An 18,952-nucleotide genomic window follows, 5' to 3' on the forward strand; every position below is an offset into this window, starting at 1 on the left:
TTAGCGAGGCCCCCACCGGGCTCATCCTGGAACGATCAAATCATACAGGGTTCGCCATACATCGATGCCGGTCCTATATATCCGCACCCAAAAGGCACCTGTACTGGGCTTTTTCGCATTTCGCCATATGGCTACCGTGACATCAAGCGGCGCTGCCGGAACATCCTTTTCCGCAACGGTCTCCCACTCCATTGGCCCTGTCTCGCCGTACGGCATCGGCAGGTCCGCCGCTCGCCGGTCGAGGCGCCGCGAAAGCGCCACAACACCAGACCAACAGGAGGTCTTGAAATGCGTAAGCTGACAGCACTTCTGGGAACCGCCGCAGTCGCATGCGCGTTGCTGCTCACCGCGACGGGAGCCGTCGCTTCGGGCAACGATCAGCAGACCGGCGCTCCGCTGCCCGGGGCCGCGTCCGCCGGTTCATCAGGGGACTCGAAGCTACCGGCCTACCGGATCGCCGACACCCAGCGGACCATCGACGCGGCCGGTGGCGCGACCGCGAGCATCACGTTCAACGGATGCGCCGACCTCTACCTGGCACTGCCCGTCTACGCCAGGCAGCCGGTGGCGGTGTCGGCGAGCGAAATGGTGAACGGGGTCGAGTGGATGGGCTCCGCCTGGATCGACGTCCGCAACGTCCGGGTGATCTCCGGCGGAGTCCAGGTCCGCCTGTGCGTCGACTGGGGATCGCCGCTCCCCATCAGCATCCACTACGTCTGGGCCTGACCCGGGAGGCACCGACCGTGAGCGAGGGGTCGGCGCCAGCCCCTCGCTTCGTCGGGACCGGCCGGCGAGCACGGCTCAGAGAGCGAGCTTCATGCCCTCGTGGCTGGCGACGAAGCCGAGGCGGGCATAGAACCGGTGCGCGTCCAGCCGCGACTTGTCCGTGGTGAGCTGCACCAGCGCGCAGCCACGGGACCTGGCCTGGTCGATCGCCCAGGTCATCATCTGCTCGCCGATCCGCTGACCGCGCCGGTCGGAGCGGACCCGGACCGCCTCGACGAGGCAGCGCTCGGCGCCGTGGCGGCCCAGGCCCGGGATGTAGGTGAGCTGGAAGCAGCCGACCACCTCGGCACCGTCGACCGCCACGACGAGCTGGTTGCGGGGGTCGGCGTCGATCGCGGCGAAGGCCCGCTCGTAGTCGTCGTCGACCTCGGCGAAGTCGCGCCCCTTGCCGAGCACGTCGTCGACGAGCATGGCGATGATGTCGGGCAGGTCGGCACGGGTGGCGTCGCGCAGGAGCATGCGGTCACCGTACCCAGACGGTGGTCGTCGGCGGCGGTGCCGGCGCCCCGGTGCGGCATGGACCACACCGGGGCGCGGGGTGTCAGTTGGTGCAGAGCGCGCTGACGGTGGCGTTCACGATGTACCAGGCGCCGCCGGGCGCGGTGTAGACGGAGGCATAGGTGGCCGACCAGCTGGTGCAGCTCACCCCTGCCGCGAGGATGTCGGCCTTCGCGGCGGTGAAGCCGGCCGCCTGAGCGGCCGACGCCGAGGAGCCCCCGCCCTGCCGGGTCGCCGAACGCGACACCGTGTAGGGCGGCGGCACGGCGCAGTAGCCGGTCGCGGTGCCGTTGTAGACGTATGCGGCGCCGCCGGGCGCGGTGTAGACCCAGGTCGCCGACGAGGTGATGCTGCTGCAGACCTCACCAGCCTGTGCGGCCTGGGCGTTCAGCGCGGCGATGGCGTTGTTCTGGGCGTTGGCCGCACCGGCCGCCGCACTGGGGCCGGAGCCCTGCGCCGAGGCGGTCCGCCAGCCGTCTGCATGCGCGGCGACCGGGCTGAGTGCCAGGCCCAGCGTCGCCAGGACGGCCACACCGGCCAGCCTGCCTACGAGCGTCCGGGTGCTGTGCTTGTCCATCTGTTCCCCTTCGTGGTGCGATGTGATGGAAGCGCTCCCACACGCCGGACCGATATTAAGCGGCCTCGATGCGCCACGCAATGATCGGCCATGGCTTGACATCATGCAGGCGATTACCTGCATAATGGGCTGGTGACCGACTCCCTGGACAGGGCCTTCAAGGCGCTGGCGGACCCGACCCGCCGACGCCTCCTGGACAGCCTTCGGGAGCGCAACGGCCAGACTCTCGGCGCGCTCTGCTCGCAGCTCTCGATGGCTCGCCAGTCGGCCACCCAGCACCTGGGTGTGCTGGAGGAGGCCAACCTGATCAGCGTCGTCTGGCGCGGCCGGGAGAAGCTGCACTACCTCAACCCGGTGCCGATCCACGACATCCAGCAGCGGTGGATCGCCCCGTTCGAGCACCCGAGACTTCAGATGCTCAGCGGCATCAAGCGGCAAGCGGAGGGACACGACATGACCGCCATACCGACGTTCGTCTACGTCACCTACATCCAGAGCACGCCCGAGCGGGTCTGGCACGCGCTCACCAGCGCCGACCTGACCGCCGAGTTCTGGGGCCACAGCAACGTCTCCGACTGGCAGCCCGGCTCGACCTGGCGGCACGAGCGCACCGACGGTTCCGGCATCGCCGACGCCGTCGGCCGGGTGCTGGTCGCCGAGCCGCCGGTGCGGCTGGTGCTGACCTTCGACGACCCCGACAGCGAGCCGGTCGAGGGCGGCCCGACCGTGACGTTCCTGATCGAGCCCCACCACGAGATCGTGCGGTTGACCGTCACGCACGAGAACCTGCCCGACGCCGACGCGCTCGGCGCGATCTCGCACGGGTGGCCGGCGGTGCTCGCCAACCTGAAGTCGCTGCTGGAGGTCGGGCACGCCCTGCCGCAGGCCCCGTGGGAGATGAAGGCCACCCGCTGAGTACGCGGAGGCGGCCGCCTCCGCGTACTCAGAACGACTGGGGTCAGGGTGCGGGTGAGGCGGCGAACTTCGTGCTCAGCTTCTCCGCCACCGCCAACAGGTCTTCGGCGGAGATCGGCGGATGCGCCGTGTACGTCCACTCCTCGTTGCTGACCATGACGCTGTTACCGATGGAGATACGCATGTTGACGCCGTTGGCGAGGACGATGTCGGCCATGTAGCGGACCGACTCGCCGTTGACGAGGTTGTAGCGCAGGACGTAGCGCAGTCCCGCCTCGGTCAGGCCCTCACGGCAGGCGGCATAACCGGTCGGGCACTCCGGGCGACAGGCAGGCGTACCGTTGATCGCCGGGTCGGAGCAGATGGGGTAGAGAATCTCCACCATCAACTCACCCCGGTCTGCGCCTTTGGCCAGGCCCCAGGTCGACCGGAGGTCCATGTCGGTGCTGTAGAACCGAGGCGGATCGCCGTCGACACTCTGGGCCGCGCCCTGGAAGAAGCCGAGGACCCAGTGCGACTCCGGCGCCACCTCCTTCACCGCCCGGTCGAGTTCGGTGGAGAGCCAGTTCCACCGGCTCTCCCAGACACCGGCCGGGATGAACTGCAGCGGGTGGACCGAGGGGGTCGGCGACGGTGTGCCGGCGGGGTTCTCCAGGCCCACCGGCTTGATCACCGCGAGGCCCGCGGTCAGCGCGGCAGCGACCGCGACCGCGACCGCGCTCAGCGCGGCAAACGAGATGCGGAGGGTACGGTGGCGTCGCTGCCTGACGATGATCGTGTCGACATCGACGGTCGAGGCGGGGATGTCCCCGATGAGCTCTGTGAACAGGGTGTTGGACATGGTCAGGCTCCTGCCTTCGCCGCGTTCGAACGGAGGATGACCAGGCCGCGCGCGGACTGGCTCTTCACGGTGCCCTCGGTGACCCCGAGGATCTCGGCGGTCTCCTCGATCGAGTAATCCAGGTAGTAGCGCAGCACCACGACCGCTCGCTGCCTCGGTCCGAGTGAGGTGAGCAGCCGGTCCAGGCCCTCCCGGTCGAGGACCCGGTCGGCCTCGGTCACCGTCGTCTCCGGGAGCGTGTCGCGCGAGCGTTCCCGGCGATGCCATGGACGGCGCTGCTCGTCGAGCCAGGTCCGGGTGAGGATCCGCTGCGCGTAGGCGTCCGGGTTGTCAGCCTGGGAGAGCTGGCGCCAGTGCCGGAAGATCTTGCCGACGGTGATCGAGACCAGGTCGTCGGCGAGGTGCCAGTCCCGGCAGAGCAGGAAGGCGGTCGAACGCCACCTGTCCATGCGGGCCGCGGCATATGCGCGGAACTCTTCTTCCTCGGCTTTGTTCACATCGGTCCTCCCTCGTGCGGTCCAGTCCACACCACGACGTAGCGGGGGTCGCCGAGGGTTGCTAGCGAATCGTGGGTTCATCGGTGCGGGGACCAGGACCACGCCGGAAGTCGGACCGGCCCCGGGCTGCGTCTCGTTCAGACCCGCCGGTCTGCCTCGCGTTGCAGCTCGTCCCGGTCCCAGGTGACGACTGCTCCGGGGACGGCGTCGGGCAGCGCGTCCTCCATCCGCCGCAGCGTGGACCAGCGCAGCCCCACAACGGCGAGCAGGACATGCAGCGTGCCGAGCACGACCAGCGCGAGCGCCATGCCCCGGCCGGGACCGGTGCCGAGCAACCCGCCCATGCTCGTGGCGAGCCGCCCGTGTTCGGCCATGGCGGGCTCGACGACCGCGTCGGCGAGCCAGCCCGCGACGAGGTAGCCGAGCGGTTCGGTGAGGTTGGCCGTCATCCGGTTGGTGGCGAGGATCCGTCCCTGCAGCTCCATCCCCACCTTGATCTGGATCATGGTCTGCCAGTGTCCGTTGATCAGCGCGATGGAGGCCATCATCAGGGCGATACCGACGATCGGGAAGGCGGCCGACGGGCGCAGTCCGGAGACGATGAGGCCGACGCCGGTGAGCGCCACAAAGCCGATCATGCCGGTGGTACGCCGGTCGAACCCGCCCCACAGCGCCATCGCCATGCCACCCGCGATGCCGCCGACCGCGCCGATCATCGTGGCGAGGCTGAGGGTGCCCGCGTCACCGAAGGCCAGCACCATCGGCGGCAGCAGCGCGAGGGCGAGGCCGAGGATCAGGTTGTAGCCGAGGAAGAACACGACCATGGCGACGAGCGGTCGGCGCCGGGCGATATACCGCAACCCGCCGACGATCTCCTTCCACAGCGTCTCCTCACGCCTGCGGAACAGCAGGTCCGGGAAGCGCACGGCGAGCAGCGTCACCAGCGCGACCAGCACCGTGGCGAGGTCGGCGACCATGACTCCGCCGAGGCCGATCGAGACGATGAGAGCGCCGCCGAGCAGCGGTCCGGCGGCCTGGCTCACCGCCATCACCGCCTGCAGCACACCGTTGGTACGCCCCAGGTACTGCTTGGGGATGAGCTGCGCGACCGCGGCCATGTAGGCGGGTTGCTGGAACGACGATGCGACCGAGCCCAGGGCAGCGGCGGTGTAGACGTGCCACAGCTGCAGCGATCCGGTGGCGAAGGCGACCAGGCACAGCCCTGTCCCGACGGCGTTGGCGACCTCGCTGCCGATCATGAGCGCGCGCCGGTTCCACCGGTCGGCGGCGGCCCCGGCCAGCGGCAGCAGGAGCAGGCCGGGCAGGAGGGCGACGATGAGGATCGAGGAGAACCGGGTGACGCTGCCGGTCTGCAGGTAGACCCAGATCCCCAGGGCGAAGGCGGTGGCCCGGCTGCCGGTCAGCGAGACGAGCTGCCCCAACGTGACCAGGGCGAACCCGCGCAGGTTGCCCGCCGGGGCGGCCGGCGCCGCGATCCGCCGCGCCGGTTCGGGTGCCGTTGCCGGCCGGCTCTCCCCGACCGCCGCCGGGTCTGCGGCAGGCCCGCTCAACCGCTCCCCGGTCCAGCCGACGACGATGTCGGCGAGCTGCCCCGCCTGGTGTTTGAGGAAGAAGTGGCCCGCGTCCGGGATGACGGCCAGGTCCGTCCGCGCGCAGAGCAGGTTCCACTCCGCGTGCCGTTCGGAGTGGAACTCGGTGATGCGGTCCCGGTCGCCGACGACGCTGAGCGCATGCAGCGACCTGGTCGGCTGCCCGCTGTGGCACAGGCGGGTGTAGAGCTCCTCGGACTCGCGGGCGTCGTGGCGCACGGCCCTCAGGGTGAACGCCTGCTGGTGCGGGTCCACGATCTCCGTGAGCCCGCCGATGCCTCGGAGCATGTCCCGATAGAGGCGATCGGAGCGCCAGCGGTCGCTGGGCATCAGCCGCGCCCACACGTCGAACACCCGCCCGGGCAGCCTCGGCGCCGGAAACGCTCCGCCGAGCACGACGCCGACGACCGGCATTCCCAGCAGCTCCAGGCGCCGGGCGATGTCGTAGGCGAGTGCCGCGCCGACGCAATGTCCATAGACGACGATCGGGCCGGCCACTGTCCGGCGGACCTCTTCGACGCAGCCCGCTGCGATCTCCTCGAACGGTCGCAGGGCCTGCTCCGGGTCGGCACTGTCGTGCCCGGGCAGCTCGACGGCGTAGAGCGGGAACTCGGGCGGCAGCGCGCGGGCGAGTTCGGCATAGGCGACCGCCGTGGCACCGCCGAACGGCACGGCGATCACCGTCGCCGTCGCGGCGACCGGTTCGGGTCCGGCACCGGGCAGACGGCAGAGGTAACCGGTCGAGGTTGCGCCGCCGACGGCCTCGGCGAACTGCCGGATCGTCGGGTACTGGAAGATCGACACCACACGGGTGCTCGCGCCGATGCGCCGGGCCAGGCGCATCGCGGCGAACGAGTCCCCGCCCACGGCGAAGAAGTCATCGTCCACATGGACCTCGTCCAGGCCCAGGACCTCGCACCAGAGCTCGGCCAGGTGCGCCTCGCGGGCGTTGCGGGGCGGCGTTGCCGGTCGGTCCCGGGCGGCGTGCCGGTCGGGTTCGGGCAGCGCCCGCCAGTCGAGTTTGCCGTTGGGGGTCAGCGGCAGCCGGTCCAGCGCCACGAACGCGGAGGGCACCAGGTAGGCGGGCATCGCGCCGCGGGCGAAGTCGTACGGCGAGAGTTCCACGGGGACTCCCGGCCGGGGGACGTAGTAGGCGACCAGCGCTGCCCGGCCGTTGTCGGTGCGCACCGCGACGGCGGCGTCGGCGATGGCGGGGTGGCGGCGCAGGACCGACTCGACATGGGCCGGTTCGACCCGGTAGCCGCGGATCTTCACCTGCCGGTCGAGACGGCCGAGGAACTCGATCGACCCGTCCCGGCGTTCTCGCACCCGGTCGCCGGAGCGGTAGGCCCGCGCACCCGGCTCCGCCGAGAACGGGTCCTCGATGAACCGCGCGTGGTCCGCGCCCCCGGCGCCGAGGTAGCCCCGAGCGACGCTGTCGCCGGTGATCAGCAGCTCCCCCGCAGCACCCCGGGGCACAGGTCGGAGGTGCCGATCGACGACGTGGACGCCCACATGGTCCAGCGGGTAGCCGAGCGGCACGGTCGCCCCGCGGACGGCCGGGACCTCCTGCGGTACCGGGTAGGCGAGCACGGACACCGTCGTCTCGGTCGGCCCGTACTGGTTCCAGACCGCGCACCCTTCCCTGGCCGCCCGTACCGCCGTCACCAGGTCCCAGGGGCAGGCCTCACCGGCGAGAACGAGATGGCGAGCCGGCACGACCGCCGCGAGCAGCCCGGCGTCGGCGACCGCCTGCAGGTGGCTGGGGACGAGCTTCATGACGTCGATGCGGTGCCGGCCGAAGTAGTCCGCGAAGCGCTGCGGGTCGGCCGCCCACTCATAGGGAAGCAGGTGCAGGGTGCCACCGGTGGCGAGTGCCCCGTAGACGTTGGTGAGGCCCAGATCCGCGGCGAAGGTCGACACCAGCGCGTAGTGGAGCCCGTCCGGCAGCGCCATCCGGCCGACGATCGAGTCGAGGTAGCTCGCGAAGTGGCGGTGCTCCACGACGACGCCCTTGGGCGTCCCGGTCGAACCGGACGTGAACAGCACGTACATCGCGTCGTCGACGGCGAGCACGCGGGTCGGCGGGTTCCCGGACGGCCGGTCTTCGATATCCTCGATCGCCAGGGTCCGCACCCCCGGCACCGGCGCCACCGTTACCGCGGCGTGGGTCAGCAGCAGGTGCGCCCCGGCTGCGCGCTGCACCGCCGCCAGGTGCGCGACGGGCATGACCGGGTCGAGGGGCACGTAGGTGAGCCCGGCCTTCATCGCGGCGATCATGGCCGTGACGTAGTCGGCGGACCGCTCGAACAGGAGCCCGACCACTCCCCCGTCCGGAGCCTGCTCGGCGAGGTGACCAGCGAGCCGGCCGGCCCTCTCGTCGAGGTCGCGGTAGGTGACGGACTCGCCCGGGCCGCGCACGGCCACCCGGTCCGGGTGCGCTCGCGCCTGCTGTTCGAACCGCCGCAGCACCGGCACGGGGTCCGCACCGATGCCCGCCGGGACGCGGGCGGGCCGCAGCGGGTCGCCCGGCGGCACCGGCGGCAGGGTCGCCACCGGTGCGTCGAGGTCGGCCAGCAGCCCGGCCAGTACGGCGACGAGGTGCTCCCCCATGCGGCACACGGTGTCGTGGCCGAGCAGGTCGGTAGCGTAGTTCAGGGTCATCCGCAGCCTGTCGCCGTGGTCGACGACCGTGCAGGCGAGGTCGAACTTGGCCCGCGAGTGAGGGACCTCCACCGGGTCCAGGCGCAGGCCGACAACGTCGGAGGGCGGCTCGGTGGCGGGGTAGTAGTTGAACATCACCTGCACGAGCTGGCCGGCGGCGAGGTCCCGCTCGGTGACGAGTTCGGCGACGAGCTGCTCGAACGGCAGTTCCTGGTGCTCCAGGTCGGCGAGCGTCTGCTCCCAGACCCGGCGGACGAGCTGCCGCCGGGTCGGCAGCTCGCTCAGGTCCAGTCGGAGCACGACGGTGTTGATGAAGCAACCGATGAGCTGCTCCACGTCGACCCGGTCGCGGCCGGAGACGGGGATGGCGACGGCGACGTCCTCGGTGGAGCAGTGCCGGTGCAGGACATGGCCGAACGCCGTCAGCAGCAGTGCGAACGGTGTGACCGACGCGTCCCGGGCGGCCTGGTGCAGGCCCCGGTCCAGGTCCAGGTGGATCTCGGCGGCGTGGTCGGAGCGCAGCGCCGGCCGGGCCTGCTCCAGCGGCAGCTCCAGCACCGGCGCCAGCCCCGCCAGCCGCTCCCGCCAGTAGGACAGGTGCCTGTCCGATCCCCGAGCGGCTGCCTGCCATGCGGCGAAGTCGGCGTACTGCACGGCGGGCGGCGTCGCGTCCGGGACGGCACCGGCCGCGGCGGCGGCGTACGCCTCGAAGAACTCGCGTACCAGCAGTCGGCACGACCACGCGTCGGAGGCGATGTGGTGGATGGTGAAGAGCAGCACGTGCTCGTCGTCGCCGAGGCGGAGGAGCACCACCCGCAGCGGCAGCTCCACGTCGAGGTCGAAGGGCCGGTTCGCTGCGGCGGCCAGCATGCCCGCGAGCGCGTCGGACGAGGACGGGAGCGTTTCTATGTGCGGCCGGAGCTGCGCGACCACCAGCTCCGGCGTGCCGTCGCCGTCGGCCGTACCGACCGTGGTCCGCAGCACCTCGTGCCGGGCGACCACCGCGACCAGCGCCGCCGACAGCGCATCGGCGTCGAGCTCGCCGCGCAGGCGGATCGCTTCGACGTTGTTGTATGCCGCGCTCTCCGGCCGCAGCTTCTGCAGGAAGTAGAGGCGACGCGCGGCGTTGGAGATCGGCAGACGTCCTGACGACCGGTCGATGACCGGGATCGCGGCCGCGCTGCGCGGCTTCGCGACCCGCTCGCGCATCAGCTTGGTGAGCTGGGCACGCTGCTGTGGCGTCAGCTCTGCCAGGCGCCGCGCCACGGACGGTTCGGTCATGCGCTGTCCAGCGAGTCGAGCATCGCGGTCAGCTCGTCGGAGTCCAGGTGGAGCAGCTGCTCCCGCAGCACCGCCGCCGCGACACCCGTCACCGTCGCCGCGGCGAAGATCGCCCGCTGGGACAGCTCGACGCCGAGGTCGTCGGCGATCCGCGAGGACAGGCGGGTGGCGGTGATGGAGTCCCCGCCGAGGGCGAACAGGTCGTCGGTCGCGGAGACCCGGGACACGCCGAGCAGTTCGGCGAAGCGGTCGGCGAGCCAGCATTCGATCTCGCCGTCGGGTGCGACGTACACCGCGGCCGCGGCGTCCCGCTCGGCCAGCGCGGTCAGGCTCGCCCGGTCGACCTTGCCGGTCCGGGCGACCGGAAGGTGCGCGACCTCGACGAAACGGCTGGGGATCATCGCGAGCGGCAGCACATCCAGCAGGTCCAGCCGCAGGTCGGCCGCGGTGGTCGAGGCGCCCGCCGCGAGCACGACGTAGGCGGTCAGCCGGGGTTCGGGATGCTTCACCGCGACGACGAACCCGTCGGCGACCGCCGGCAGGGACCGTAGCGCCCGGGTCACCTCGGCCGGGTGCACGCGGACACCGTTGATCTTCACTTCGTCGTCGGCGCGCCCGATGACGACGAGTTCTCCCTGCTCGTCGACCCGGCCCAGGTCGCCGGTCCGGTAGGCGACCTCCGCATCGCCGAGGTCGGCGAACCGGACCGCATTTTCGGCGGGCATGCCGAGGTAACCGTGGCTGCAGGAGCGGCTGACGAGCACGATCTCGCCTGCGGCCGCCGGGTCCGCCAGCGCCGCCGCCACGATGCCGGCGTCCAGCGGTGCTTCGGGCGGGATCAGGCAGAACCGGGTGCCCGGAACCGGCCGGCCGGCCGGGACCCGGTCGGAGAACCGCTCGCCGACCGGGATCTGCCGGAAGACGGTGCCCTGACCGCTCTCGGTGGAGCCGTAGGAGTTGACCTGGATCTCCGTGCCGGGGAACACGCCGTACCAATCCGCCTGCACATCGGCGGTGAGCGGCTCGCCGACGAAGAAGACCGCCCGCATCGAGGCGCACTTCTGCCGGGCGTGGCGCAGCCAGCCGCGGGCCACCGACGGCACCGCGGTGACGACGCTGATCTGCTTCTCGGCCAGCCAGTCCACCGTCGACTCCGGTGAGCCCGTGTCCTCGGGCGACGGGATGACCAGGGTCGCGCCGACCGACAGCGGCGGGAAGATGTCGCGCAGCCCGGCCTCGAAGCTCACCCCGGCGAGGAACGCGAACCGGTCGTCGGCCCCGAAGCCGAATCTGGGCCCGAACCAGGCGGCGAAGGTCGATACCCCACGGGCGGAGCCCAGGACCGGCTTGGGGATCCCGGTGGATCCCGAGGTGAAGTAGACGAACGCGCCCTCGTCGGGGAGGTCCGGGTGGGGCCGGCCGTCGAGGGCGGCCGGTGCTCCGGCGCCCAGCAGGAACTGCGGGCGGGCCAACTCGACGAAGGTGCCGCGCCGCGCGGGCGGGAGGTCGGGATCGAGCGGGACGACGACACCGCCGACGGCGAGGACCGCCAGGTAGTCGGCGATGAACTCGACCGCCTTCGGCCGCTCGATCGCGACGACCGCCCCCTCGGCGCCGTGTGCCCGCAGCTCGTGCGCGCGCTCGCCGACCAGCCGACTCAACTCGCCGTAGCTGACCCGACGCGTCCCCTGCTCGACGGCGATCCCGGCACCCCCATCGGCGGCGCGGGCGTGGACCAGGTCGACAAGGTACTGCTTGTGGGTCACCATCAGGCCTCACGTCAACTCATCAGTACGCGGACATCGACGGCGATTCTATGTCTCCGAGGTCTCGTGTGACACTCCTAGATAGCGATATTTGCATTCAACGCCACCGTGTGCCGTGGTGGAGGTGCCGGGCCGCACCCCTCGCGCGCGGTGCGGCCCGGCTGCTCAGATCAGCGCCACTGCCAGACCTGGTTGGCCTGCGGCTGTGAACCGGTGCCGCACTGCCACAGGATGGTCCGGGTGCCGTTGGCGGTGCTGGCGTTGGCGACGTCGAGGCACTTGCCGGAGTTGGGATTGACGAGCGTGTTGCCCACCAGCCGCCACTTCTGGGCCGGGTTGTTGAGGCAGTCCCAGAGCTGCGTCTTCGTGCCGTCCTCGGTCCGGCCGCCGGAGACGTCCAGGCACCCCCCGCCGCCGGAGCGGCCGACAACGGCTGCACCGGGGTGACGCTCCGGTCGACGGCGAAGTAGGGCGGCGGGGCGTCCGGGCCGTGCGTACACATGACGGGGGTGACCGCGACCACCCGCATGCCGCCGACGCACTGACCGGCGGAATCGGCGGCGAGGCCGCGGTAGACCAGGCCGAGTCCCGGCTGGTCCGGCGGGAGGGCGACCGGCGCGGCGCCGGCGCCGAAGGCCGGGATGACGGGGTCGGTGACCGGCCGGGCGGACGCCGAGCCGGTGAGTGCCGTGGTGAGCAGCAGCGCCGCGAGCGCGGCGACGAGGATCGGCCGTTGGCGCGGGCCGATAGGCGGGGCAGAGCCATGGGGGTGGCTCCTTCCTGTGGAGGGGGAAGGGAGCCGAACGGTATCCACGACCACCGCCCGGAGTCGATGATTTTCGATACACCTTTCGCTCCGACCCCCGTCACGTTGTGCAGCAAACCGTGCTTTCGCAGCGCGAAATAGCCACGCTTTGCTGCACAACGTGACGGGTTGCGTTTCTGCGCGCCCGAGGTCGGGTAGAACGGGATCATGCAGATCTGGCCGGGACGGCGATACCCCCTGGGCGCGACCTATGACGGGACCGGCACCAACTTCGCGGTCTTCTCCGAGCTCGCCGAGAGCGTGGAGCTGTGCCTCTTCGACGACACCGGCCTGGAGCGGCGGATCACGCTGCCCGAGGTCGACGCCCACGTCTGGCACGCCTACGTGCCGGGTGTCGAGCCCGGCCAGCGCTACGGCTACCGGGTCCACGGCGCCTACGACCCCGGCCAGGGAAAACGCTGCAACCCGCACAAGCTGCTCATCGACCCCTATGCCAAGGCGATCGACGGTGATGTCCGGTGGGACCCGGCGGTCTACGACTACGACCTCGACGAGCCCGGCCGGATGTCGACCGCCGACTCAGCGGCTTTCGTGCCGAAGTCCGTCGTGGTCAACCCGTACTTCGACTGGGGCAACGACCGCCCGCCGCAGACCCCCTACCACCGGTCGATGATCTATGAGGCCCACGTCAAGGGACTCACTCAGCAGCACCCGGGAATCCCGGCGGAGCTGCGCGGCACCTACGCCGGCGTCGCCCACCCGGCGATGATCGACTATCTGAAGTCGCTCGGCGTCACCGCGATCGAGCTGATGCCGGTGCACCACTTCGTGCACGACCACCGCCTCGCCGACCTGGGGATGGCGAACTACTGGGGCTACAACACCATCGGGTTCTTCGCGCCCTACCACGGCTATTCGGCGATGGGCAGCCGCGGCCAGCAGGCGCAGGAGTTCCGGGGCATGGTCAAGGCCCTGCACGCCGCCGGGATCGAGGTGATCCTCGACGTGGTCTACAACCACACCGCCGAGGGCAACCACCTCGGGCCGACGCTGGCGTTCAAGGGCATCGACAACCCCACCTACTACCGCCTCGACCCCGACCAGCCCGAGCGGTACGTCGACTACACCGGCACCGGCAACAGCCTCAACGTCCGCAGCCCGCACTCGCTGCAGCTGATCATGGATTCGCTGCGCTACTGGGTGCAGGAGATGCACGTCGACGGGTTCCGCTTCGACCTCGCCGCCACGCTGGCCCGCGAGTTCTACGAGGTGGACCGGCTCGCCACCTTCTTCGAGGTGGTGCAGCAGGACCCGGTCGTCGGCCAGGTGAAGCTCATCGCCGAACCGTGGGACGTCGGCCCCGGCGGCTACCAGGTCGGCAACTTCCCGCCCAACTGGACCGAGTGGAACGGCAAATACCGCGACACCGTCCGCGACTTCTGGCGTGGCGAACCGGCCACGCTCGCCGAGTTCGCGTCCCGGATCACCGGGTCCCCCGACCTCTACCTCGACGACGGCCGCAAACCCTTCCACAGCATCAACTTCGTCACCTGCCACGACGGTTTCACCCTCGCCGACCTCGTCTCCTACACCGAGAAGAGCAACTGGGCCAACGGCGAGGAGAACCGCGACGGAGAGGGCCACAACCGGTCCTGGAACTGCGGGATCGAGGGACCGACCGACGACCCCGGCGTGCTGGCGCTGCGGGCCCGGCACCAGCGCAACCTGCTCGCCACGCTGCTGCTGTCGCAGGGCGTGCCGATGATCGGGCACGGCGACGAGCTGGGGCGCACCCAGCGCGGCAACAACAACGGCTACTGCCAGGACAACGAGCTGACCTGGATCGACTGGGACGGCATCGACGACGAACTGCTCGATTTCGTCCGCACCCTGACCGCGTTCCGCGCCCGGCACCAGGTCTTCCTGCGTCGGCGGTTCTTCACCGGGCTGCCCGTGCACAGCCGCAGCGCCGGGTCACCCGTACCCGACCTGGCGTGGTTCACCCCGGACGGCCGGGAGATGACCGGCGACGACTGGGGCAACGACTTCGGCCGGGCTGTTCTGCTCTTCGTCAACGGCGACGGGATCGGCGAGCGCAACCAGTACGGCCAGCGGCACCGCGACGACTCGTTCCTGCTCTGCTTCAACGCCCACCACGACCCGCTGGAGTTCCACGCGCCGCCCGTCGATTACGGACACGAGTGGCGCCGGGTCATCTCGACCGCCGAGTCGGACCCGCTGGACCAGCAGACCGTCGAGGCCGACAAGGCGATCACCGTGCCGCAGCACTCGCTGATCGTGTTGGAGCGGATCAGCCGGTAACCCTACGATGTGTCCGGTGCATATCCGGGCGAAGACCGACAGCGACGCCGCCGCCTGCCTCGACCTGCTGATGCGGGTGCATGCGGCGGACGGCTACCCGCTGCACACGGCCCCCGACCGGGTGGCCGCCTATCTCGCCGAGGGCGACGAGGTCGCGGCCTGGGTCGCGGAGCACGACGGTCGCGTCGTCGGGCACGTCGCCCTGCACTGCCCGCCGGCCGACCCGACGTTCGAGGTCGTGGAGCGGGCCACCGGGCTGCCTGCGGCAAAACTCGCGCTGGTGGCGCGCCTGTTCACTGCGCCCGAGCTGCGCCGGTCGGGCGTCGGCCGGACCCTGCTGCGGCACACGGCCGCACAGGCACCGATGCTGGGGCGGCGTGCGGTCCTCGATGTCGGCCAGACGCTGCACTCCGCCGTGGCACTCTACGAGGCCGAGGGCTGGAGCCGCGTCGGCGAGCTGCGCCTGCCCCTCGCCCCGGACAGCACGCTCGACCTGTGGGTCTACATGAGCCCGGCGCCACCCAGCTCTTGATCGCGTTGTTTCCCGGAAACAGTCCCCTCACCCTGCGCCGGTAGGGTTTACTTCCGTGAATGAGCACGATCTTGCGGGTGTGACGGCCCATCGGCCGTGACGGGGAGCAGCTCCGCGAGCGCCGGCTCCACACCGGTCATCCACGCCCGGCGAGTGCCGCCGAACGCCATCCAGCGCAGCCCCGCCCGCGCCCGCCACGGCACGGAAGCGTGTTGTTGTCCCAGATGTCAGCCAGTCGGGAGATGCGCGCCGCGTCGAAGTCACGCGCGTCCGCCGCCACGGCGGCGATCTGCTCGATCGATCGATCGAGCAGATCACCGAAGATCTCCACGTGGGTACGCACACCCGCAACCTACGCGGACGCGGTGACCGCTGACTGACCCGGGACCCGGATCGCCACTGAGTTCAACACATGGGTACGAGTCGATCAACCCGCGCAGTCCGTAGGATCCTGCGCCATGCGGTTTGTGAAAGCAGCGGTCCTCGGGCTCCTCGGCCTTGCCATCCTAGGTGCAACCGTCGTGCTCACTGTAAAAGGAACACAATCGCCTTCTGCTGGCATGACCATCGCCATCGCACTGATGGGAGCGATCGGAGTCCCTATCGGATTCGGCGCATTGAACCTTGCCCGGCAGGCTACGCAGCGACCGGATGCGGCCCTACTCAAGCACGAAGCTGAGGCTAAGCGGCGCACCGCAGCCGCGCTGGAGGACGCCGAGACCGCAGAAAGGCTCAAGGCTGAGCTCGACGCCTTCGTGGCCCTTCGAGCGCGACGGTTGGAGATTGAACGGCGGCGACAGGAGCTGAAGGCTTCCGCAGCAGCCCTGGTCGACATGCATCGCGAACTCGGCACTGCGGAAAAACAACTGGGCGTGGCCGAGTCGGCCTTCGATCCCCAGGTTGCCCAGATCCTTGACGAGGTCATGGGACTTCGCCTAACGACCGAATACCGAGCCGTGAAGTTTTACCTCGGCACCATGGACAGGATGCTTTCGATATTCCTTCCTATCCCGGCTGGCGGATCGTTGGTCGAATCATCCGAGCGACTGATGACCGTCCTCGACCGTCGAAGAATGCGCAGGCTCGCCAAACTGGCCCCGGAGGCACTGTCCCAGCCTGGCACGTCGGCACCCACCCCGCCGACCGCCCCGAATGGCTCATCAGCACAGTGATTGGACCGGCCCGCACCCAATCCATGCAGGCCGGTCCCAGCTCAACCCGCTTTCTTCATTGCCTTTATCCGCGCAGGCCGGTCCCAGCTCAACCCGCTTTCTTCTTTGCCTTTATCCGCATCAGATGCGTCCAGAACTCCTCCGTCGGCGCGGTCACTCCACACGCTGTCTGGAGGCCTCCGTCAGCGAGGAGGCGACCGGCGCACGGCAGATACGTCGTCTCACAGGACTCGCACACACCGTCGACCGGTTCGTGCTCGGCCAGCAGCTCCCGGGCGGTCGCCCACATCACCGGGTCCACGCACGCTTCCGGCGGATCCTCCGGTGGGTCGGCCAGGTCGAAGGGCGGCTTGGTCGGATGAGAGAGATCGGTCATGAGGGCTCCATTCGTACTCAGCTGGCGTGCATCAACGATCATCTACATCAGGCAATACCGGCTACCGAATGTTGCAGGGAACTGTCACTGCGTGTGTTTTCCCCATGCCACGGGGAATCCCTCCACCAGCGGCAACAGGTAGCGTTCGATATGTCGAGCAGCACACCACCGGGGGCACACCGTGGAACCTCAGCTCAGCCTCAGACAGCAGCAGGCCCGCCTCACCGCGCGACTGCGCGCCGAGGGCATGACCTGGGTACGCATAGCCGAGGTCTACCGGGACCGCTTCCGCGTCAACCCGCGAGCCGCCCTGCGGATGGTCCGAGGCTGGAGCCAGCAACGTGCCGCCGATGCCTGGAATCAGCGCTGGCCCGACCACCCCAAGACGCTGAAGAACTTCTCCTACTGGGAGAACTGGCCCAACCCCGGCGGCCACGCCCCCACTCACGAGCACCTCGCGATGCTCGCCGAGCTCTACGAATGCAGCGTCGGTGACCTGCTGGCGGATCTGCCCGACTTCCGGCACCTCGACCAGGCCGCAACGGCGAACTTGGCAGTGCCACGGGATACTCCCGCAGCCGTCACCGGTGAGATCATTGTTCCGAGCAACGCAGAGAACCTGCTGCTCGACCTGCTGAGCCGACAGCCAGGAACCGACCCGAGCCAACCGCTACCCGCGTCGCTCGGCGAACTGTTCCGCCGGTCCGAGGAGGTCGACTTCGGAGAATTGGCGAAGGTCATCATCATGTGGACCCAGCACATTCCGCATCTGCCTGGCAGACGAGAGATCTTCGGCAAGCTCGCGGCTGCCCTCACCGTCGCTGCGACAGCTCCACTGACTGACCTCGACGGCATGGTTGCGTCAGCACGTGAAGGCCGATTTGATCTTTTAACCTTGGAGCACTGCGAAACAGTGGTCCCGAACATGCGCCGACAGGGCGACGTGCTCGGTGCACTCTCCACGCTGCCCAGCGTCCTTGCATACCGGAGCATCGCGGAACAGCAGGCTGAGGCGGCACCACCCGCCTATCGTGATCGCGCCGTCGCGGCCTACGCAGAACTCACCCAGCTCACCGGCTGGCTCTGCTTCAACGCTGGAGACTACAAGGCCGCCCAAAGGTATTACGACGAGGCCAGGACCGCCGCGCACGAAGCACGCGCCGTCGAACTCGTCACCTACATCCTCTGCGCCATGAGCCACCTCGCCACCTGGCAGGGCAAGCCGCGCATCGGCATCGACCACGCCGCAGCAGCAGCGTTCTGGGCCGAGCAGACCGGTAGCGCTCACGCCCGCGCGTACGCCGCAGACGTCGCCGTCCGCGCACTCCTGGCCGACGGACGACCAGAGCAGTGCGATCCATACCTCAGCCGCGAGCACGAGGCGCTGATCGGATACGACAAGAATTCAGAGCCCCGCAAGTCATGGTGGTACTTCTTCGACGAGTCGTTCTATTGGCGGACCAACGCCGAGCACGCGCTCAAGCTGCGCAGACCAGACGAGGCCATGGCGGCGGCAGATCGATCGCTGGAGCTGAGCGACATGGCCAATCTGCACAATCGCGCCTTCCGGATGCTCTTTCGCGCCGAAGCCTTCGTCCAGCAGGACCGCATCGAATTCGCCGTGGAGGCGATCGAACAAGTGGTCATCCTGACGGCGCTCAACACGACCAAGCGCCTCGACCAGCGCGTTACGCACCTGCGTTCGTCGCTCGATCCGTGGCGGCGGACGAGGGCGGTCAAACACCTAGACCAGGTGATCAACGCCTACGCAATGGCGGTACCGGGCCGAAGCGGCAGAACAAACCGCACATACTCCGTGTAATAAGAGCCCGGCCTGCCCGGCACGACACCTACCCGCCGCCAGCCCCACCCCTGGTAGAGGGCATGGGTCTCGGCAGCCGCCGGATTCGAGGCCAATGTGGCGCGTTCCTCGCCACGACCACCGAGGAATTCGTCATGAAGCCGGTGGCCGACGCCTCGGCCTTGCCAGGCACTTCGCACCTCAATCTCAGCGAGCACCACGGTCCGATCGCCGGTCTCATCTATGAAGCCGGGTGCCGGTTCCGGGTTCAAACCGTTCCACCAGCCTCGTTCGGGACGCAAGCTGTAGCCGAACACGAAGCCGACGATGCCGCCGCTATCCCAGGCCGTCACAAGCTCATAGTTGCTGGCATCCAGTGCGGCGTCAGCGCGATCGCGGAAGGCTTCCGTCTTGACCGTGCTGTCCTCCCCGGGCACGTGGCCGTAGGCGTCGGCGTAGACATCGCACAGAGCATCCAGCAGGTCGGGAACCTCGGCGGCGGCATGGCGCCGGAACGTCAGAGTGGACACTCGGACAGCCTACGACCG

General features: G+C 69.6%; 16 protein-coding genes. 6 read left to right on the forward strand and 10 right to left on the reverse strand.

Features of this window, described 5'->3' with window-relative positions; genetic code table 11:
• Window positions 1–288 precede the first annotated feature (288 nt).
• Window positions 289–726, forward strand: coding sequence for a hypothetical protein (locus F4553_RS06160; protein ID WP_184833367.1), 438 nt, complete (start codon window positions 289–291; stop codon window positions 724–726).
• Between the two features lie 75 nt (window positions 727–801).
• On the opposite strand, the gene F4553_RS06165 is transcribed toward F4553_RS06160, so the two are convergent.
• Both F4553_RS06165 and F4553_RS06170 read right to left on the reverse strand, forming a co-directional pair.
• The gene (locus tag F4553_RS06165; protein WP_184833369.1) at window positions 802–1,245 is read right to left on the reverse strand and encodes a GNAT family N-acetyltransferase; all 444 of its coding nucleotides are present in this window, start codon (window positions 1,243–1,245) and stop codon (window positions 802–804) included.
• Window positions 1,246–1,327: 82 nt separating this feature from the next.
• On the reverse strand, window positions 1,328–1,861 hold the full coding sequence (locus tag F4553_RS06170; RefSeq protein WP_184833371.1) for a hypothetical protein: 534 nt from the start codon (window positions 1,859–1,861) through the stop codon (window positions 1,328–1,330).
• A 132-nt stretch (window positions 1,862–1,993) separates the two neighbouring features.
• Here F4553_RS06170 and F4553_RS06175 point away from each other — a divergent pair, with 132 nt between their 5' ends.
• Window positions 1,994–2,776, forward strand: a complete 783-nt coding sequence (locus F4553_RS06175) for an ArsR/SmtB family transcription factor (RefSeq protein WP_312875115.1) — start codon at window positions 1,994–1,996, stop codon at window positions 2,774–2,776.
• 43 nt (window positions 2,777–2,819) lie between these two features.
• Here F4553_RS06175 and F4553_RS06180 read toward each other — a convergent pair whose 3' ends face one another.
• From F4553_RS06180 to F4553_RS06200, 5 genes are all read right to left on the reverse strand, one after another.
• Window positions 2,820–3,617 (reverse strand): hypothetical protein, encoded by a 798-nt coding sequence (locus F4553_RS06180; protein WP_184833373.1) that lies wholly within the window; start codon window positions 3,615–3,617, stop codon window positions 2,820–2,822.
• A gap of 2 nt (window positions 3,618–3,619) precedes the next feature.
• The gene (locus F4553_RS06185) at window positions 3,620–4,114 is read right to left on the reverse strand and encodes a SigE family RNA polymerase sigma factor (protein WP_312875116.1); all 495 of its coding nucleotides are present in this window, start codon (window positions 4,112–4,114) and stop codon (window positions 3,620–3,622) included.
• Window positions 4,115–4,251: 137 nt separating this feature from the next.
• A complete protein-coding gene (locus F4553_RS06190; RefSeq protein WP_184833377.1) occupies window positions 4,252–9,669 on the reverse strand; it encodes a non-ribosomal peptide synthetase/MFS transporter in 5,418 nt (1,805 codons plus the stop codon).
• Window positions 9,666–11,438, reverse strand: a complete 1,773-nt coding sequence (locus F4553_RS06195) for a non-ribosomal peptide synthetase (RefSeq protein WP_184833379.1) — start codon at window positions 11,436–11,438, stop codon at window positions 9,666–9,668. The genes F4553_RS06190 and F4553_RS06195 overlap by 4 nt, the downstream gene beginning before the upstream one ends.
• A 167-nt stretch (window positions 11,439–11,605) precedes the next feature.
• Entirely contained in the window at window positions 11,606–11,935 is a 330-nt protein-coding gene (locus F4553_RS06200) for an RICIN domain-containing protein (protein ID WP_184833381.1), read from the reverse strand.
• A gap of 473 nt (window positions 11,936–12,408) precedes the next feature.
• Between F4553_RS06200 and glgX the strand changes: the two genes are divergently transcribed.
• Entirely contained in the window at window positions 12,409–14,523 is a 2,115-nt protein-coding gene (gene glgX / locus F4553_RS06205) for a glycogen debranching protein GlgX (RefSeq protein ID WP_184833383.1), read from the forward strand.
• Window positions 14,524–14,539: 16 nt separating this feature from the next.
• A complete protein-coding gene (locus F4553_RS06210; RefSeq protein WP_184833385.1) occupies window positions 14,540–15,055 on the forward strand; it encodes a GNAT family N-acetyltransferase in 516 nt (171 codons plus the stop codon).
• A gap of 136 nt (window positions 15,056–15,191) precedes the next feature.
• Here the strand turns inward: F4553_RS06210 and F4553_RS06215 are convergent, their stop codons facing one another.
• Window positions 15,192–15,398: a hypothetical protein gene (locus F4553_RS06215; RefSeq protein ID WP_184833387.1), complete on the reverse strand. Its 207-nt coding sequence runs from the start codon at window positions 15,396–15,398 to the stop codon at window positions 15,192–15,194.
• Window positions 15,399–15,513: 115 nt separating this feature from the next.
• On the opposite strand from F4553_RS06215, the gene F4553_RS06220 reads away from it, so the two are divergent.
• Window positions 15,514–16,227: a hypothetical protein gene (locus tag F4553_RS06220; protein ID WP_184833389.1), complete on the forward strand. Its 714-nt coding sequence runs from the start codon at window positions 15,514–15,516 to the stop codon at window positions 16,225–16,227.
• Window positions 16,228–16,315: 88 nt separating this feature from the next.
• On the opposite strand, the gene F4553_RS06225 is transcribed toward F4553_RS06220, so the two are convergent.
• Window positions 16,316–16,603: a hypothetical protein gene (locus tag F4553_RS06225; protein ID WP_184833391.1), complete on the reverse strand. Its 288-nt coding sequence runs from the start codon at window positions 16,601–16,603 to the stop codon at window positions 16,316–16,318.
• Between the two features lie 181 nt (window positions 16,604–16,784).
• Here F4553_RS06225 and F4553_RS06230 point away from each other — a divergent pair, with 181 nt between their 5' ends.
• Window positions 16,785–18,425 (forward strand): NsdA family TPR-like regulatory protein, encoded by a 1,641-nt coding sequence (locus F4553_RS06230; RefSeq protein ID WP_184833393.1) that lies wholly within the window; start codon window positions 16,785–16,787, stop codon window positions 18,423–18,425.
• Here F4553_RS06230 and F4553_RS06235 read toward each other — a convergent pair.
• A complete protein-coding gene (locus F4553_RS06235; RefSeq protein WP_184833395.1) occupies window positions 18,368–18,934 on the reverse strand; it encodes a GNAT family N-acetyltransferase in 567 nt (188 codons plus the stop codon). The two genes, F4553_RS06230 and F4553_RS06235, sit on opposite strands and share 58 nt — an antisense overlap.
• Window positions 18,935–18,952: the final 18 nt, after the last annotated feature.

Source organism: Allocatelliglobosispora scoriae (assembly GCF_014204945.1).
GTDB lineage: Bacteria > Actinomycetota > Actinomycetes > Mycobacteriales > Micromonosporaceae > Allocatelliglobosispora > Allocatelliglobosispora scoriae.

Bases quoted from the DNA above. Each gene is read 5' to 3' on its own strand.
- F4553_RS06220 (WP_184833389.1), top strand. From the start codon at position 15,514: ATGCGGTTTGTGAAAGCAGCGGTCCTCGGGCTCCTCGGCCTTGCCATC.
- F4553_RS06170 (WP_184833371.1), bottom strand. From the start codon at position 1,861: ATGGACAAGCACAGCACCCGGACGCTCGTAGGCAGGCTGGCCGGTGTG.
- glgX (WP_184833383.1), top strand. From the start codon at position 12,409: ATGCAGATCTGGCCGGGACGGCGATACCCCCTGGGCGCGACCTATGAC.
- F4553_RS06195 (WP_184833379.1), bottom strand. From the start codon at position 11,438: ATGGTGACCCACAAGCAGTACCTTGTCGACCTGGTCCACGCCCGCGCC.
- F4553_RS06190 (WP_184833377.1), bottom strand. From the start codon at position 9,669: ATGACCGAACCGTCCGTGGCGCGGCGCCTGGCAGAGCTGACGCCACAG.
- F4553_RS06165 (WP_184833369.1), bottom strand. From the start codon at position 1,245: ATGCTCCTGCGCGACGCCACCCGTGCCGACCTGCCCGACATCATCGCC.
- F4553_RS06225 (WP_184833391.1), bottom strand. From the start codon at position 16,603: ATGACCGATCTCTCTCATCCGACCAAGCCGCCCTTCGACCTGGCCGAC.
- F4553_RS06180 (WP_184833373.1), bottom strand. From the start codon at position 3,617: ATGTCCAACACCCTGTTCACAGAGCTCATCGGGGACATCCCCGCCTCG.
- F4553_RS06160 (WP_184833367.1), top strand. From the start codon at position 289: ATGCGTAAGCTGACAGCACTTCTGGGAACCGCCGCAGTCGCATGCGCG.